Origin of the sequence: Bacteroides sp. L008, assembly GCF_040812255.1 — a bacterium.
Lineage (GTDB): Bacteria > Bacteroidota > Bacteroidia > Bacteroidales > Bacteroidaceae > Bacteroides > Bacteroides vicugnae.
In genome coordinates this window covers 721,997-740,398 of record NZ_JBFNXO010000002.1, presented here as the reverse complement: position 1 = coordinate 740,398, position 18,402 = coordinate 721,997, and the positions used below count along the sequence as shown (strand labels likewise).

16 protein-coding genes are annotated in these 18,402 nt (G+C 42.0%); 11 read left to right on the top strand and 5 right to left on the bottom strand.

From position 1 onward, the window contains the following. Positions 1–38: 38 nt before the first annotated feature. The 5 genes from AB3G73_RS22060 to AB3G73_RS22040 form a co-directional block, all read right to left on the bottom strand. Positions 39–2,378, bottom strand: coding sequence for a GH92 family glycosyl hydrolase (locus AB3G73_RS22060; RefSeq protein WP_234132319.1), 2,340 nt, complete (start codon positions 2,376–2,378; stop codon positions 39–41). Positions 2,379–2,396: 18 nt separating this feature from the next. Continuing rightward, complete coding sequence (locus AB3G73_RS22055) at positions 2,397–4,964, bottom strand: glycoside hydrolase family 38 C-terminal domain-containing protein (RefSeq protein WP_322019439.1); 2,568 nt, start codon at positions 4,962–4,964, stop codon at positions 2,397–2,399. A 12-nt stretch (positions 4,965–4,976) separates the two neighbouring features. After that, entirely contained in the window at positions 4,977–5,207 is a 231-nt protein-coding gene (locus tag AB3G73_RS22050) for an anti-sigma factor (protein WP_259022230.1), read from the bottom strand. A 75-nt stretch (positions 5,208–5,282) separates the two neighbouring features. Further along, positions 5,283–5,807, bottom strand: a complete 525-nt coding sequence (locus AB3G73_RS22045; protein ID WP_195648561.1) for an RNA polymerase sigma-70 factor — start codon at positions 5,805–5,807, stop codon at positions 5,283–5,285. 192 nt (positions 5,808–5,999) lie between these two features. Beyond that, the gene (locus AB3G73_RS22040) at positions 6,000–7,604 is read right to left on the bottom strand and encodes a DUF6377 domain-containing protein (protein ID WP_195648562.1); all 1,605 of its coding nucleotides are present in this window, start codon (positions 7,602–7,604) and stop codon (positions 6,000–6,002) included. A gap of 261 nt (positions 7,605–7,865) precedes the next feature. Between AB3G73_RS22040 and AB3G73_RS22035 the strand changes: the two genes are divergently transcribed. The 11 genes from AB3G73_RS22035 to AB3G73_RS21985 all read left to right on the top strand — a co-directional run bounded on the left by AB3G73_RS22035 (position 7,866) and on the right by AB3G73_RS21985 (position 18,321). Next, positions 7,866–8,243 (top strand): hypothetical protein, encoded by a 378-nt coding sequence (locus AB3G73_RS22035; RefSeq protein WP_195648563.1) that lies wholly within the window; start codon positions 7,866–7,868, stop codon positions 8,241–8,243. Between the two features lie 118 nt (positions 8,244–8,361). Next, a complete protein-coding gene (locus AB3G73_RS22030; RefSeq protein WP_148366442.1) occupies positions 8,362–8,712 on the top strand; it encodes an NADH-quinone oxidoreductase subunit A in 351 nt (116 codons plus the stop codon). Beyond that, positions 8,703–9,305: an NADH-quinone oxidoreductase subunit B gene (locus AB3G73_RS22025; RefSeq protein WP_004301465.1), complete on the top strand. Its 603-nt coding sequence runs from the start codon at positions 8,703–8,705 to the stop codon at positions 9,303–9,305. The genes AB3G73_RS22030 and AB3G73_RS22025 overlap by 10 nt, the downstream gene beginning before the upstream one ends. Before the next feature lie 27 nt (positions 9,306–9,332). After that, complete coding sequence (locus AB3G73_RS22020) at positions 9,333–10,925, top strand: NADH-quinone oxidoreductase subunit D (protein WP_258979534.1); 1,593 nt, start codon at positions 9,333–9,335, stop codon at positions 10,923–10,925. 22 nt (positions 10,926–10,947) lie between these two features. Beyond that, positions 10,948–12,024 carry an NADH-quinone oxidoreductase subunit NuoH gene (gene nuoH / locus AB3G73_RS22015; protein ID WP_195470190.1) on the top strand — a complete coding sequence of 359 codons (1,077 nt, stop codon included), beginning with the start codon at positions 10,948–10,950 and terminating at the stop codon, positions 12,022–12,024. A 12-nt stretch (positions 12,025–12,036) separates the two neighbouring features. Then, positions 12,037–12,525 carry a 4Fe-4S binding protein gene (locus AB3G73_RS22010; RefSeq protein ID WP_004305338.1) on the top strand — a complete coding sequence of 163 codons (489 nt, stop codon included), beginning with the start codon at positions 12,037–12,039 and terminating at the stop codon, positions 12,523–12,525. Positions 12,526–12,527: 2 nt separating this feature from the next. Beyond that, positions 12,528–13,040 (top strand): NADH-quinone oxidoreductase subunit J, encoded by a 513-nt coding sequence (locus AB3G73_RS22005; RefSeq protein ID WP_148366445.1) that lies wholly within the window; start codon positions 12,528–12,530, stop codon positions 13,038–13,040. A 33-nt stretch (positions 13,041–13,073) separates the two neighbouring features. Continuing rightward, a complete protein-coding gene (gene nuoK, locus AB3G73_RS22000) occupies positions 13,074–13,382 on the top strand; it encodes an NADH-quinone oxidoreductase subunit NuoK (protein ID WP_004301460.1) in 309 nt (102 codons plus the stop codon). Between the two features lie 55 nt (positions 13,383–13,437). After that, on the top strand, positions 13,438–15,327 hold the full coding sequence (gene nuoL / locus AB3G73_RS21995) for an NADH-quinone oxidoreductase subunit L (RefSeq protein WP_367745601.1): 1,890 nt from the start codon (positions 13,438–13,440) through the stop codon (positions 15,325–15,327). Between the two features lie 31 nt (positions 15,328–15,358). Next, a complete protein-coding gene (locus AB3G73_RS21990) occupies positions 15,359–16,843 on the top strand; it encodes a NuoM family protein (RefSeq protein ID WP_004305342.1) in 1,485 nt (494 codons plus the stop codon). Between the two features lie 38 nt (positions 16,844–16,881). Further along, on the top strand, positions 16,882–18,321 hold the full coding sequence (locus AB3G73_RS21985; RefSeq protein WP_148366448.1) for an NADH-quinone oxidoreductase subunit N: 1,440 nt from the start codon (positions 16,882–16,884) through the stop codon (positions 18,319–18,321). Positions 18,322–18,402: the final 81 nt, after the last annotated feature.

Genomic DNA, 18,402 nt, shown 5'->3' with positions numbered 1-18,402 from the left:
TTTAAAGTTACCATTTGTTTTTCCAATCCTTACTCCTATTAGATACCCCATCCGGTATTGGGCTGATCGCCCATAAACAGTTCCAATGTACCTCCGGCTACAATATCCGCAAAATCGAGATAGCATTTATTGTACTCCTTGCCATTCAGCAAAGCCTTTTGTATATAGATGTTGTTCGTGTTGTTATCATGAGCTATTACAGTAAATGTCTTTCCCGAATAATAGGTAGGATCCAAGCGAAATTCCACTTTGTCAAATACCGGACTTGTAATTTCCATACGTGTATTACCCGGACAAGAAGGATGAACACCGGAGGCTGCCAACACATACCATGCCGACATCTGGCCTACATCTTCATTGCCGACAATACCTTCTACTTTATTCGCATAAGCTTTTTCGCAAGTATAGCGAGTCCACTTTTGTGTATGCCAAGGCACGGCAAGCTGATTGAACAGGAAAGGAACAAAGTGCACCGGCTCATTTGCATGATTATAATATTCATTCCACAACATATTGGAAGGAGTCTTATTGAAGAAATCAGTCAGGTCGGCAATTACTTTTTCCTTACCTCCCATCAATTCCACCATACCCGCAACATCGTGAGGTACAAACCATCCCTGTTGATAGGAGTTGGCTTCTATACAGCCATACCACTCTTTAAGACGTGCATTCTCCGGCCATGCCACCCATGTTCCATCTGCTTTACGAGGGCGGAACCAACCTTTCTCATGGTCAAAAACATGATGATAAGCCTGTCCCTTTTCATAGAAACATTTAGCATCGTCTTCTTTCCCCATAGCTTTTGCTAATTGGGATATACACCAGTCTGTATATGCGTATTCCAAAGTAGTAGAAATACTCAATGGTTCGGGAACATATCCCAATGAATCATTGCCAAAGCGATGTGATGTATTGACTGCATATTGATATGCCTTCTCCGCATCGTATGTACGGATTCCTTTGATATAGGCATCTGCCAAAACAGACAGGGCAGGATTGCCCAGCATACAGCCGGAATAAGAATTCATAAGCTCCCAACGCTCGTAATATTCACGTCCGCTTTGATCGGCCATAGTAATCAGGGAGTTCAGTTCATCGCTAACTAAGCGTGGATTGATAATAGTCTGTAAAGGGAACTGACTGCGAAAGACATCCCATCCGCTAAATATAGTCCGTTTCGTGAAAGTACTGTCGCCCGCATGCACTTTATAATCTCCACCTACATAACGTCCGTCCACATCCGTATAGATACGAGGATCGATCATTGTATGATACATGGCAGTATAGAATATCGTTTTTTCATCATCCGTACCGCCGGATATCCGAATGCGGCCAAGTTCTTTATTCCACAAATCCGTAGCCTCCTGTTTTACCTGTGCTAAATCTTTAGAAGCAATTTCCTGTTTAAAATTATTAGCAGCTCCTTCCATATCGACGAAAGAGATACCCACTTTCATCTCCACGCTCTCCCCTTCTTTGGTCGGAAATTCAGTAAAGAAGCCCAAGTGTTTGCCTTCCAACTCTTTCTTATCTTTTATAATCGGAGCCTGTGAAACACGTGTCAGATAGGGAATACTCACTACCTCATCCCGCTTCCGGGTCCATTGGTCAGGAATATCTGCACTCCAGAAACCGTAATCAGTCAGAGGTTTGCTGAATTGCGCATAATAATAAACGGTATAATTGGCTTTTCCCTCGCCATTACCCCATCCACCACCATCGGGTGTGCACTTCATCCAGCCTTGAATCGTATAATCATCTACCACTTTAATATATTGGGAAGTAGATGTTCCTCCTACCCTGCGTGCCAGATCTATCTGAATACGGGATTGATCGTTAGAGGGATAAGTGAAACGCAATATTCCACAATGCGGCGTCGCACTGCTCTCTACTTTTATTTTGTAATCAGTCAACTCTACAGAATAATATCCGGCTTTAGCTGTCTCGGTTACTTTATTATAAGCCGAACGATATCCTTTGATACTATCGTTATTCTCTTTGCCTGCCACTTTATACAATTCACCGGTAGTTGGCATTACAAGAAAATTTCCTAGATCCCCAAACCACCCTACGCCACTCATCTGGGTAAAAGCAAATCCCTCAATCGTTTTATGCTCATCACTATAACCGGAACCGTTATCGCCTCCTGTTATTGTGTTCGGGCTAACTTGCACCATACCATAAGGAGTCGTAGCCCCAGGAAAAGTTTTACCTAACCCATGATAAACGCCGGCAGCTCCCACACTGGTACTGGCGCCAATAAATGGATTTACATAATCCGTCGGGATTAGTTCTTCCGAAGCTGTATGGACCGATGAACACCCTGTCATCCACCACAAAGAGCAAGCAATTAAAAGACTAGCAGTTGCTTTATACATAACAATATTATAATTATTTTAATTCAAACCCAAAACAAATGTCTTTATACCAAAACGAGGCATTGAAATTGTCATTTCCGACTTTCCGGCATGTGTTTTTATTTTCTTTCTTTCGATGCATTGACCATTCAGATCGACTTCTTCCACGCTTGATAATGGCATATCGAAAACGATCTTCTGTAGCTTGTCATTTCCTTCTGCATTAAACAGGCGTAATATAATCTTTCCACTTTCCAACCGGGCAGTACTTATTTGATAACCTGTATTTCGCAAATCGACAAATGATTTTGATTCCAAAGCTGCTATTGAATGGCAGGAATATAGCAACGGCTCATTCCAACAATCGCTATCATCTGCTATTGATGCTTTGTCCCATTTACCACGATGAGGTATGATTGCATATTTCATCTTCAGCGGCTGCGTAATTTTATAATCCGGCCCCCAAAGTCCTCCTCCCGAATATTGAGCTGTGAGTCCTAATGGATAATCTTTCCCATGAGAATAAGAAGTGGTATGATCTGACAATAAAGCCAGTGCATAATCGCCCTCCTGTTCAGCCAAATCAACCCAATGAAGTATGATATTATGTTTGATCTGATCCCAGGAATTAAAGAAAGTATTGTCGAGTTTACTTTCACAAACATCAAACGGTGCATTCTTATAGATACGAGGAGAATGAAGATCGGCCGGGAACAGAACATTCAGTTTAAACCGGTCGTCACAAAAGGCCCTACGATTATCACTCCAATGATTTTCTTTATATTCTCCAATACCTACATTCTTTTTCCAATCGATTGTCAATTCAAAATCAATTCGTTTTGTTCCTTTAGAAAAAGTTACAATCTGTGTAAACGGATGAGAAGCAATTTCTCCTTGTACCTTTACTTTTTTCTCATACGTGTTATCTCTCAATACCGTCAGTCTGCCCGGTGTTTCCGTAGAAGAATGAAATTTATTTTCTTCATAAAAGAAACCTCTCAATTCTCCCAAAGAATATTCACCTGTTTTACATGCAAACTCTTTATTCCCCTCTTTCTTAGCAATCAGACTTTTTATAATTCCTCCTTTCGATAAGTCGAAAACAATCTTATACATATCATTTTCAACCGCGTACTCCTGTTCATTAACCTTTTCACTCTTTGAAACCTGTTCATTCCCCGAAACTGCTCTTTTACCTGTTTCTTTCTTTTTTATGCAATACGTGGAGTAACCGAAAGGAGGAATATCTGCTTCAAAAAACAATCTTATTTTTTCACCCTCACTTTCTACAAAGCAACCTATCTCTTTCCCTTTCCAATCATAAATACCTAAATCCGAATATCCTGATTCCGAAGGAAGAAGGACATTCATTGTTTCTTTTCTTTCCGTTCCTAAAGTATTGAAAACGCGTATATACTGTTGTTGAGTGACCTTTTTCTGTTGAGCAATGGGATTATCAAAGCTCTGCATAGATGCTCCGATAATTCCATCAGCAATAGCATTCGTACTATCTGTCCAGCGTTTGATCTGATCTGCCCATGTACCCTGTTTATTCAATCCATTGTAGGGCACAATCCATGAGTCATGATGCTGCGCCAGCATTAAAGTGCGCCATGCCTCATCCATATCAGCTTGTGGACAGGTATATTTATTCTTCAGATAAGCCATCACGGACATTTTTTCCGCCATGATAATCCGATTTTCAGATGTGCGTACTTCCTGTGCGATACGCTGCATCACCTGACTTCCCCACATCAGGTTTACATGCATGTCCTCCTGTGAGAAATGCCAGTCATCATCTGTTTTTCCAATGGAGATCTTTTCAATGTAATCTCTCCATCTCATATATATAGAGTTATTTTTTGTGTTCTTCCCACTTCCTATCCACGGACCATTTTTCCATCCGGCATCCTGAAAACACATACCAACCGGATGCTGGATACCTGCATCACGACAAGCTTTCAAATATGCGTCCGAATTCCCCCAGGCAGTTGTTTGCCAAGTCGATTTCTGCTCCAATTCTTCACAAGCATACCGGGGAACTGCCAATATGGAAGTACCATCTGGTCCTACCCAGTTAACCAGTTCACCACCATAAGCAGCCGTATATCCTCCCCAACAAGTATTAGGACATTTCAATACAGCATATTTAAAACCGAATAGTTTAAGAATTTGTGGCAAACAGCTTGTGAAACAAGGTTCCTCCACGGAATAAGTGACGAAATCCACCTCTGGAAAATGTGCATTTATTTTAGCTATACCATATTGAAACTGCCGTATGATACTTTCACCCGAAATATTATAGCAATAAGGCTGCGCATAAGTAGGATTCGTAAATTCTACCTGCTGACTGGTTGCCACTTCTTTAAAATGCTGATAAGCTTCTGGGGTCTGTACACGAACCGTATCCCAGGTTTCAGGTTCTATTTCCAGACCTATTCGCCAATCCGGATGCATGTGCAACTGATCCACTATAAATTGCGTTTTCCATTTCACCGGATAATGACCATATATTCCGCCATGGTATCCGTCAACAAAATAGGCTTGCTGCGAATAGGCATTAGTAGATAAGAAAACAGTCAGTAATATGATATAAATTTTATTCATGGTATCCTAAGACTATTTGGTTTTGCGTTGTTCCATTTTACGCATAAATTCTTTTAATTTTAGCTGCGCAACTTCTTCGTCATTCTCATTCTCCGGAAATGTCCAATCAAGAAGTACCAAAAGATTCTGATTTACAATAAATTCTTCTTTAAGTTCTTCACTATTATCCACTTCCTGCAGAAAATTTGTTTTTTCATCAGAAGTCAGTTCATCAGCAAAATATCTATTCAGAAAATTTCTCATTCCTCGTCCTTTTTTATCAAAGAACGATTAGATATATAAAAACCCCTAAAAGAATATCTATAAATTAATTAAAAGTCACGCTGCTAAGCACACATTAAGTTTTACTCTCAATTTTTTAAGTGCTATTCCCATTTGACATTCCACTGTATTCACCGAAATTCCCAGCTTCTCGGAAATCTCCCTGTATTTCAATCCCTTCATACGACTTAACAAAAATATATCACGGCATCTTTTAGGTAAACTGTTGATAGCATCTCTGACCAGTCTTTCCGTTTCATTTCCCTCGGATATATCAGATACATCAAAACGGTCTAAAGATTGCAGTTTCAAATTTAATTCTATCTCAAAAGAGGCTTGCACATTCTCTGCATATTTTTGTTCGAATACCTTATGCTTCAAATAATCCAAGCATCTGTTTCTTACAAGTCTGAAAAGGTATGCATTTACATTTTCGATATGATCTATCGCATCTCTTCTCTCCCATAGGTCTGTAAACACATCTTGCGTTATGTTTTCAGCATCCTCTTCCAGTACAACAAATTCTTTTGCGAACCGAACAAGTTTGGGATAATACATAAGATATAATTCTGAAAAGCTCATAGTTGTGTGTTTCTTTAGATTAGTATTCAGTTATCAAAAATCTTATGTTGCAAATATAGAGATGAAAAAAGCCTACTTCTGTGTGGAAGTAGGCAGGAAAGTAGACGTTTTAAAGACTAAAAATCTTATATATATTTAATAATCAGCATCTTACCACAATACCATTTTGTTGTTTTGGTAAACCCTGTAGAATCATTTTTGAGATAAAGAACCGAGCTTTTTCACCTCTTCTTCAAAGAGATTACTATCAAGAACAGACATTCTCTTCACTTTACTCTTATAATTATAAATTGTCTGCACAGAATAATGTAGAAATACAGCGATCTGACCTACGTCTATGATCCCTAATCGGATCAATGCAAATATGCGCAATTCTGTATTTAACTGGTCTTTTTCGAGCTTGTAATGCTCCTCCGGTTTCAACAGAGAATTAAACTCTTCTACAAAATTGGGATACAATTTAAGAAATGCTTTATCGAAGTTATTATAAAGTTCTTCAAGTTCCTTTTCAAAAGGACGGGAAGAGGATTTATACAAATCATCAATTTGTCCTGTCTTTATTTTCCTGTTTACATTCTTCCTGTATTCATCAAGCTTATTAATATAAACGGCACACTGGTTCATAAAATATCCCACATACTTTTCCTTGATTAGATTTGCTTCATCAAGATTCTTATTCAATCCAATCAATTTCTCATTCATGGCTTTAAGATGTCGTTTAGCCCGGGATACCACTTTTGTTTGCTTATACGTGAAATATAAGGTTATTGCAAGCGCCACCACAAACAAACTGGTCAGTAATATATAAAAACGCAGGTTTCGTTTCTGCTCCTCCAACCTGTATAAATAAGTATTCTCTATAATCGGATGAATACGGGCTATTACGGTATTCTTAAAACGGGAGTTATAGAAAATTGCATCATCCAAAGCCACTTTTATATAATTATAAGCGCGGTCTATATCTCCTTTATGATACAAATTGACTGCTAAAGTCAACAATGCTTCATTCTCTTTCACCGCCAACTTCGTATCTGTCATAGCAGCCAGTATCAGGTACTTTTCCTCCAATTCAGGATTTTTCATCAACCGATAGATTCGTGCAAGTCCCATAGCCATCATAGCATATCCATGAGACTCCGGTTCCTGTTTATCATATATTTGCGTCAATATCTGAAGTGCTTCTTTTGTGTCACCACTATCTTGAAGCTTCACCGCTTTTTCTTTCCTGTACTCGTCGGACTCATTAAACAAGATACTCATGACTGTATCTCGATAAGCTTCTTTTTCTACAATATATCCTTTAGAGAATCGTACATCATCCGTATATTTAATGAGGTTTTCATAATAGCGTATCTTATTCCAACAATACAATGCTTTCAGATGATCGGGTAAATCTGCACACTCAATTGACTTAAAAATGTCATTTGCCTGAATAAACAAACCGGATAGGGAATAGACGAAAGCCAAACGGAGTTTCTCTTCCAAAAGATATTCCTCATTACCCATCTTCTTTGCAATCTCAATATTCTCATGAATATATTGTTCTGCCGAATCACAGACAAAAGTTTCATACTGATGGATAATCTCTTTATTCAAATTATACAAATCTTCCGGAGTGTTCTGTCCGGACTTCTTTGTCTTCAATTCTTTTATGGTGGCTTCCTTTTTCTGTGTATACACCAAACGTTCAGAAATCACTTTGTCCAACACCTTCAACAAAGAGTCATTTTCATTACCTGCATAGAGGTAAAATAAGGAGTTCAAGAGAAAAAATGTAAACCAAAGTGTGCGTTTCATATTAGTGCGTTCTTTCTTAGTCTGCAAAAAAATGTATTTTATTTGTGTAATTCGTAAAAAAGGAAGTAAATCGTTCTTTTTATTGCATCTTTTAACAAATACAGGAGAAAGAATAGCCTTATTTCAAAATGATATTTATGAAACCGTACCGACCAAAAAACGAATCCTCTGGAAGCGGAGTTAAAAAAAGCTTTTTTGCCACTCGGACTTTGCAAAAAGTATAAATATTAGTTCTATATTTGCAGCCGTTAAAGGAGAAAGATGAAACAAAGCTTAAAATTCGGACTACTTTTAGTATTGGCTTTGCTCATCCATTGTGCAACTAATGGAGCAATGGAAGATATGTGCAAAGTTTCCTCCCCGACTTATCGGCAGGAGAAGTGCTATGTGTCACAAAATTGTCCGATTCACAATGCTTTAGAACGTCTTTACAACCTTTACGCTACCCAATCTTGCGATATGAGTCATACGGACGTCACGCATGTCCCGGCAAATAAAAGCATACTGTTGCCAGTTGCTTTTTCCGGAGAACATCACAATTCTCAAACACCGTACCACTCTTCATCTTCTCATCCCCCAACGTGCTATTATGATCCTATCTCCTATTATATATATGAGTTAAGAAAGATTGTCATTTAGCCTACAGTACAGTAGACTCTTTTACTCGTCTTTTATTACAGTTGGTTTTATTCTCCATAGGGCGAATAGATTAATTGTTTATTTCTATATAATATTCAATCTAAACAGCTATTGAATTATGAATTTTACATTTTTAGTTGTTGTTTTACTGACAGCGCTTGCTTTTGTCGGTGTAGTAGTAGCTCTTTCGCGTGCTATTTCTCCCCGTTCATACAATCTGCAAAAGTTTGAGGCTTATGAATGTGGTATACCGACACGTGGTAAATCATGGATGCAGTTTCGCGTAGGCTACTACCTGTTTGCTATCCTGTTCCTGATGTTCGATGTCGAAACTGCTTTACTGTTCCCGTGGGCAGTAGTTATGCATGACATGGGACCACAGGGACTTATTAGTATTCTCTTCTTCTTTATCATTTTAGTTCTGGGTCTTGCTTATGCCTGGAGGAAAGGAGCTTTGGAATGGAAATAACCAAAAAGCCAAAAATAAAATCTATTCCGTATGATGAGTTTATCGACAATGAATCATTGGAAAAGTTGGTCAAGGAACTTAATGCAGGAGGAGCAAACGTTGCCCTCGGAGTTCTTGACGACTTTATCAACTGGGGACGCAGTAACTCACTGTGGCCGCTTACCTTTGCAACCAGTTGTTGCGGTATCGAATTTATGGCACTGGGTGCCGCGCGTTATGACATGGCCCGCTTTGGGTTTGAAGTAGCACGTGCCAGTCCGCGCCAAGCTGATATGATTATGGTATGCGGAACAATCACCAATAAAATGGCTCCGGTACTGAAACGACTCTATGACCAGATGCCCGATCCGAAGTATGTGGTTGCCGTAGGCGGATGCGCCGTCAGCGGAGGTCCTTTCAAAAAGTCCTATCATGTGGTTAACGGAGTGGACAAGATTCTTCCGGTAGATGTATATATTCCCGGATGCCCGCCACGTCCTGAAGCTTTCTATTATGGCATGATGCAATTGCAACGCAAAGTAAAAATAGAAAAGTTCTTTGGTGGAGTAAACAGAAAAGAGAAGAAACCGGATTATTTAAAAAATGAAGAATGATTCTACATTCTGTAATTAAAAGGATTTATGCAAGAAATACAATTTATAGCTCCTGCAGCGTTACACGACGAGATGCTGCGCTTGCGAAATGAAAAACAGATGGACTTTCTCGAAAGCCTCACCGGTATGGACTGGGGAGTAGCCGATGAGAAAGACGCTCCGGAAAAACTCCGCGGTTTAGGCGTAGTCTACCATCTGGAATCTACCATTACAGGCGAACGGATAGCATTAAAAACAGCGACAACCAACCGCGAGCTACCTGAAATTCCATCTGTCAGCGACATTTGGAAGATAGCCGACTTCTACGAACGTGAAGTTTTCGATTATTACGGTATCACTTTTATCGGTCATCCTGACATGCGCCGGCTTTATCTGCGTAACGATTGGATAGGTTATCCAATGCGCAAAGATAATGACCCGGAAAAGGATAACCCATTGTGTATGACCAATGAAGAGACGTTTGATACGACTCAAGAAATAGAACTGAACCCGGACGGAACCATCAAAAATAAAGAGATGAAGCTGTTCGGTGAAGAAGAATATGTAGTTAACATCGGTCCGCAACACCCTGCTACTCATGGTGTAATGCGTTTCCGTGTTTCTCTGGAAGGTGAAATCATTCGTAAGATTGATGCGAACTGCGGTTATATCCACCGGGGCATCGAGAAAATGAATGAAAGCCTCACCTACCCTCAAACATTGGCTTTGACAGACCGTCTTGACTATCTAGGTGCACACCAGAACCGTCATGCACTGTGTATGTGTATTGAAAAGGCTATGGGTATTGAGGTTAGCGAACGTGTGAAGTATATCCGTACCATTATGGATGAATTGCAACGTATCGACTCTCACTTGCTGTTCTACTCTTGTCTTGCCATGGACTTGGGAGCGTTGACAGCATTTTTCTATGGATTCCGTGATCGCGAGAAAATTCTCGACATCTTTGAAGAGACTTGTGGCGGACGTCTGATTATGAACTACAATACAATTGGCGGTGTACAGGCTGATCTTCATCCTAACTTCGTCAAACGAGTAAAAGAGTTCATTCCTTATATGAGAGGAATCATCCACGAATATCATGATATATTTACGGGTAACATCATCGCACAAAGCCGTATGAAAGGCGTCGGTGTGTTAAGCCGTGAAGATGCCATCTCTTTCGGTTGTACCGGAGGTACAGGCCGTGCTTCAGGATGGGCGTGTGACGTACGCAAACGAATGCCATACGGTGTATACGACAAAGTAGATTTCAAAGAAATTATTTATACGGAAGGTGACTGCTTTGCCCGTTACCTGGTGCGTATGGATGAAATCATGGAAAGTCTGAACATCATCGAACAATTAATAGACAATATTCCCGAAGGACCTTATCAGGAGAAGATGAAGCCTATCATCCGTGTTCCGGAAGGCAGTTATTACGCTGCAGTAGAAGGAAGCCGTGGTGAATTTGGTGTCTTCCTTGAAAGCCAGGGTGACAAAACACCTTACCGCCTGCACTACCGTGCTACGGGATTGCCGCTTGTTGCCGCAATCGACACCATCTGCCGGGGAACGAAGATTGCCGACTTAATTGCTATTGGCGGAACAATAGATTATGTCGTTCCGGATATTGATAGATAAAATACTTAATTATTAAGAATATATGTTCGACTTTAGTATAGTAACAAACTGGATACATGAGCTACTGCTCTCCATTATGCCGGAGGGATTAGCCATCTTTATAGAATGTGTAGCTGTCGGCGTGTGCCTCGTAGCACTATATGCCATCCTGGCTATCATATTGATCTACATGGAGCGTAAAGTTTGCGGTTTCTTCCAGTGTCGTCTTGGTCCGAACCGTGTTGGTAAATGGGGTTCTATTCAAGTGGTCTGTGACGTACTCAAAATGATGACCAAAGAAATCTTCATGCCGAAGGGTGCCGACCATTTCCTTTACAATCTTGCTCCATTCATGGTGATTATCGCCTCATTCCTGACTTTCGCTTGTATTCCTTTTAATAAAGGTGCAGCGATTCTGGACTTTAACGTGGGCGTGTTCTTCCTGTTGGCTGCTTCCAGCATTGGAGTTGTCGGTATCTTGCTGGCTGGTTGGGGTAGTAACAACAAATTCTCTTTGATCGGTGCCATGCGAAGCGGTGCACAGATTATCAGTTACGAACTTTCTGTTGGTATGAGTATCATGACTATGGTAGTGCTGATGGGAACCATGCAATTTTCTGAAATCGTAGAAGGACAGGCTGACGGCTGGTTCATCTTCAAAGGACATATCCCTGCTGTCATTGCTTTTATCATTTACCTGATTGCCGGAAATGCAGAATGTAACCGTGGCCCGTTCGACCTTCCCGAAGCTGAAAGTGAGCTGACTGCCGGATACCACACAGAATACTCCGGTATGGGTTTCGGTTTCTTCTATCTGGCAGAATACTTGAATCTGTTTATCGTGGCCAGTGTTGCCACCACTATCTTCCTGGGAGGATGGATGCCGTTACACATCGTCGGGCTGGATGGATTCAACACTGTAATGGATTATATTCCGGGCTTTATCTGGTTCTTCGCTAAAGCATTCTTCGTGGTGTTCCTTCTGATGTGGATCAAATGGACGTTCCCACGTTTACGTATCGACCAGATTCTGAATCTGGAATGGAAATATCTGGTTCCAATTTCTATGGTAAACCTATTATTAATGGCATGCTGCGTAGCTTTCGGCTTCCACTTTTGATAAATGAAAATTATGGAATATAAAGATAAAAAATATACGTACTTAGGTGGTCTGGTGCACGGCATCAGCACACTGGCAACGGGTATGAAAACCAGCATCAAGGTATACTTCCGCAAGAAAGTGACCGAGCAATATCCCGAAAACCGGAAAGAGCTGAAAATGTTCGACCGTTTCCGTGGTACGCTGAATATGCCCCACAATGAGAATAATGAACATCGCTGTGTAGCCTGCGGATTATGCCAAATGGCTTGTCCGAACGATACAATCAAAGTGACCAGCGAAACCGTCGAAACAGAAGATGGCAAGAAAAAGAAAATCCTGGCAACCTATGAATATGACCTGGGTGCCTGTATGTTCTGCCAACTCTGTGTCAATGCTTGTCCGCATGATGCGATTACGTTCGACCAGAACTTCGAACATGCAGTATTCGACCGGACAAAACTTGTCCTGAAACTGAATCACGACGGTAGTAAAGTAATAGAAAAGAAAAAAGAAGTTTAGATATGGGATCAACACTTGAAACAGTAGTATTCTACTTTTTGGCAGCATTTATTATTGCTATGTCCATCATGACGGTGACTACCCAACGTATCGTACGCTCGGCCACCTACCTGCTCTTCGTGCTCTTCGGCACGGCCGGCATCTATTTTTTGCTGGGTTACACCTTCCTGGGCTCTGTTCAGATAATGGTTTATGCCGGTGGTATCGTCGTTCTTTATGTATTCTCCATCCTGTTGACCAGCGGAGAAGGTGATCGAGCCGAGAAAGTGAAACGAAGTAAGCTCCTGGCCGGGCTCATTACCATGATTGCCGGTTTAGCAATTATCCTGACCATCACGTTGAAGCATAATTTCATGCAGACGGCTAATCTTGCCCCGCACGAGATCAATATTCATGCCATCGGGAACGCTTTGCTTAGTAGCGACAAATACGGTTATATATTACCTTTCGAAGCTGTCAGTATCCTGTTGCTGGCTTGTATCATCGGTGGTATCATAATTGCACGTAAGAGATAGAAAATCAAGTATTAACTATTAAGTATTAAGTATATGATACACATGGAATATTATCTGGTAGTTTCTACCATCATGATGTTTGCAGGAATCTATGGATTCTTTACCCGCCGGAACACACTGGCTATCCTGATTTCTGTAGAGTTAATGCTGAACGCCACGGACATCAACTTTGCCGTGTTCAACCGTTTTCTCTTTCCGGAGGGAATGGAAGGCTATTTCTTTGCACTCTTTTCCATCGCCATCTCGGCTGCGGAAACTGCAGTAGCCATTGCCATCATGATTAACATTTATCGTAATCTCCGGAGCATCCAGGTGCGCAACTTGGACGAGCTGAAGTGGTGATTTGTTTCTCACCAAGAACAAATAATAATAAATCAAGTAATAAAAATAAAACTGTATGGAACTAACAATTCTAATACTCCTTCTTCCTTTCTTCTCCTTTCTCATACTGGGAATCGGAGGTAAATGGATGTCCCATCGGACAGCGGGCACAATTGGTACGCTGATACTGGGAGCAGTAGCGGTACTATCCTACGTTACAGCTATCCAATATTTCTCGGCTCCACGACTGGAAGACGGAACATTCGCCACACTGATACCTTACAACTTCACGTGGCTTCCTTTTACAGAGACCTTACACTTTGATTTGGGCATCCTGCTCGATCCTATATCAGTAATGATGTTGATTGTCATCTCTACCGTGTCACTGATGGTACATATATACTCTTTCGGCTACATGAAAGGTGAGGTAGGTTTTCAACGTTATTATGCTTTCCTATCCCTGTTTACCATGTCTATGCTGGGATTGGTTGTTGCAACCAACATCTTCCAGATGTACCTTTTCTGGGAATTGGTGGGTGTAAGCTCTTATCTGCTAATCGGTTTCTACTATACAAAACCTGCTGCGGTTGCCGCTTCCAAGAAAGCGTTTATTGTCACTCGCTTTGCCGACTTGGGCTTCCTGATCGGTATCCTGATTTACGGATATTATGGTGGTACATTCGGATTTACCCCGGACACGGTATCCTTGATAAGCGGTGGAGCTTCTATGCTTCCATTGGCTCTCGGATTGATGTTTGTCGGTGGTGCCGGTAAAAGTGCCATGTTCCCGTTGCATATCTGGTTGCCGGATGCAATGGAAGGTCCTACTCCGGTCAGTGCATTGATTCATGCGGCTACCATGGTTGTTGCCGGTGTATATTTGGTGGCACGTATGTTCCCGCTTTTCATTGCCTATGCACCGAATACGCTGCACATGGTTGCCTGGGTAGGTGCATTCACCGCATTCTATGCAGCAAGTGTGGCTTGCGTACAATCAGATATTAAACGCGTACTGGCTTTCTCTACCATTTCACAGATTGGTTTCATGATGGTAGCTCTGGGTGTCTGTACTTCCATGGATCCTCATGAAGGAGGCTTGGGCTACATGGCTTCCATGTTCCACCTCTTCACACATGCTATGTTTAAGGCATTGCTCTTCCTCGGTGCAGGTAGTATCATTCATGCTGTACATTCTAACGAAATGTCCGCGATGGGAGGTTTACGCAAATATATGCCGATCACTCACTGGACATTCCTGATTGCTTGTCTTGCTATTGCCGGTATTCCTCCATTCTCGGGTTTCTTCTCGAAAGATGAAATTCTGGCTGCTTGCTTCCAATACAGCCCTGTAATGGGATGGGTAATGACAGTAATTGCTGCGATGACCGCTTTCTATATGTTCCGTCTCTACTACGGTATTTTCTGGGGCAAGGAAAACAAAGAGCTCCATGCACACCACACACCACATGAAAGTCCGCTGGCTATGACTTTCCCATTGATGTTTCTGGCGGCAGTAACTTGTGGAGCCGGATTTATTCCTTTCGGACACTTCATCAGTTCGAATGGAGAATCTTATTCCATCCATCTCGATCCGTCGGTGGCTATTACGAGCGTTGTCATTGCGATTATTTCGATTGCAATCGCTACATGGATGTACAAGAATGCCAAACAGCCAGTTGCCGATTCATTGGCAAAACAGTTCAAAGGTCTGCACAAGGCTGCTTATAACCGCTTCTATATTGACGATATATACCAGTTTATCACGCATAAGATTATCTTCCGCTGCATCTCTACTCCTATCGCATGGTTCGACCGTCATGTAGTGGATGGATTCTTTGATTTTCTGGCATGGGCTACCAACACAACAAGCGACGAGATCCGTGGTTTGCAGAGCGGTCAGGTACAACAATATGCATACGTGTTCCTTTGCGGTGCACTGGCACTTATCCTACTGCTGATTCTCTAAATAGTAAATCTTTAAATAGTAAATCATAAAGATGAATTTCTTATCAATATTCGTACTTATCCCCTTATTGATGCTGGCCGGACTCTGGGCAGCACGAGGAATCAAAGCCATCCGGGGGGTTATGGTTACTGGCGCATCGGCACTTCTGATTGCCTCCGTCGTACTTACATTCCTGTATCTGGGAGAGCGTAGTGCCGGAAACACGGCAGAAATGCTTTTCCGTGCAGATACGCTTTGGTATGCCCCGCTTCACATATCCTATTCAGTAGGTGTTGACGGAATTTCGGTAGCCATGTTGTTACTGTCCGCTGTCATTGTGTTCACCGGTACATTTGCTTCCTGGCGTCTGCAACCGCTGACAAAAGAATATTTCCTTTGGTTCACCCTATTGTCTATGGGAGTATTCGGATTCTTTATATCCGTCGATTTATTCACCATGTTCATGTTCTACGAAATCGCATTGATACCGATGTACCTGTTGATTGGTGTATGGGGATCGGGACGTAAAGAATATGCAGCCATGAAGCTGACCCTCATGTTGATGGGTGGTTCTGCCTTCCTGCTGATCGGTATTCTCGGAATCTATTTCGGTTCGGGAGCAACCACTATGAACCTCCTCGAAATCGCGCAGTTGCACAACATACCTTTTGCACAGCAATGCATCTGGTTCCCGCTGACTTTCCTTGGTTTCGGTGTATTAGGTGCCCTTTTCCCGTTCCACACATGGAGTCCTGACGGTCACGCTTCCGCCCCGACTGCCGTATCTATGCTTCATGCCGGAGTATTGATGAAACTGGGAGGTTACGGATGTTTCCGTATCGCCATGTATCTGATGCCGGAAGCTGCTAACGAACTTTCATGGATATTCCTGATATTGACAGGTATCTCTGTAGTTTACGGTGCATTCTCCGCTTGCGTACAGACCGACTTGAAATATATCAATGCTTATTCATCCGTATCTCACTGCGGACTGGTTCTTTTCGCTATTCTGATGCTGAATCAGACAGCAGCAACAGGAGCTATCCTTCAGATGCTTTCACACGGATTGATGACAGCCTTGTTCTTTGCTCTTATCGGTATGATTTATGGACGTACACACACACGTGACGTTCGCGAGCTTGCCGGCTTAATGAAAGTTATGCCGTTCCTTAGCGTATGTTATGTAATTGCCGGTCTTGCCAACCTCGGTCTGCCGGGATTAAGTGGTTTTATTGCTGAAATGACTATTTTCGTCGGCTCTTTCCAGAACAACGACCAGTTCCACCGGGTACTGACTATCATCGCTTGTTCTTCGATTGTGATTACTGCAGTCTACATTCTGCGTCTGGTAGGTAAAATTCTATACGGAACCTGTACCAACAAACATCATCTCGAACTGACTGATGCGACTTGGGACGAACGTGTAGCCGTTATCTGCCTCATCGTTTGTGTAGCCGGACTAGGTATGGCTCCTTTCTGGGTTAGCCACATGATTGGTGAAAGTGTACTCCCCGTAGTCTCACAACTGATTCCATAGCCCTTTAATTTTTAATCTTTAATTTTGAATTGATAAAGATGGATTATTCACAATTTCTATATATGCGAGAAGAGCTGTCGCTCATAGCCGTCTTACTGCTGCTATTTCTAGCTGACCTCTTCATGAGTCCGGATGCACACAAAAATGGTGGGAAAGCACGCCTGAACACAATGTTACCCGTTATTCTGATGGCTATCCATACAGCTATCAATTTAATTCCGGGAACTGCTGCCGATGCATTCGGCGGTATGTATCATTATGTACCGATGCACACAGTGATTAAATCAATCCTGAACGTCGGCACACTGATTGTTTTCCTGATGGCACACGAATGGATGAAAAGAGAAGATACTTCGTTCAAGCAAGGAGAATTCTATGTACTAACACTCTCTACCTTGTTTGGTATGTACCTCATGATTTCTGCCGGACACTTCCTGATGTTCTTCATCGGACTGGAAACTGCTTCTATCCCGATGGCAGCGCTGATTGCCTTTGACAAATACCGTCATAACTCTGCCGAAGCAGGAGCCAAATACATTCTGACAGCTCTTTTCTCCAGTGCATTACTGTTGTTCGGTCTGTCAATGATCTACGGTTCTGCCGGTACTCTTTATTTCGATGACCTTCCTGCCCATATTGACGGAAATCCGTTGCAGATCATGGCATTTGTATTCTTCTTTGCAGGAATGGCATTCAAATTATCATTGGTTCCGTTCCACTTATGGACAGCAGACGTTTACGAAGGTGCTCCGAGTGCAGTTACCGCTTATTTGAGCGTTATATCAAAAGGATCGGCAGCATTTGTTTTGTTGGCTGTACTTATCAAAGTATTCGCTCCAATGATCAATGACTGGCAGGAAGTACTTTATTGGGTAACCATCGCTTCTATCACGATTGCCAATATATTTGCTGTCCGTCAGCAGAACCTGAAACGTTTGATGGCGTTCTCCAGTATTTCACAAGCGGGATACATTATGTTGGGCGTTATCGGAGGTACGGCACAAGGCATGACAGCTTTGGTATATTACGTATTAGTGTACGCTGCTGCCAACCTCGGAGTATTTGCCGTGATTACTATCGTGGCATTGCGCAGTCAGAAATTCACGCTCGAAGATTACGCAGGACTTTATAAAACGAATCCCAAAATTGCTTTCCTGATGACTCTGTCTCTGTTCTCATTGGCAGGTATCCCTCCGTTTGCCGGATTCTTCTCGAAGTTCTTTATCTTCATGGCTGCTTTCGACGCAGGTTTCCACTTGCTGGTATTCATTGCATTGGTAAATACAGTGATTTCATTGTACTATTATCTGTTGATTGTAAAAGCAATGTATGTCACTCCTTCCGACAACCCGATTCCTACTTTCCGCAGCGACCGCTGCACGAAATGGGGACTGGCACTCTGCACACTGGGTATCATCGGACTGGGTATCGCAAGTATCGTATATCAGTCTATCGATAAATTGTCGTTCGGAATATAAACGAACTACCTCTATAACATAAGAAACGGTCTTGGTTTCATGTCCCTATCAATCGACATCAAAACCAAGACCGTTTCCTTT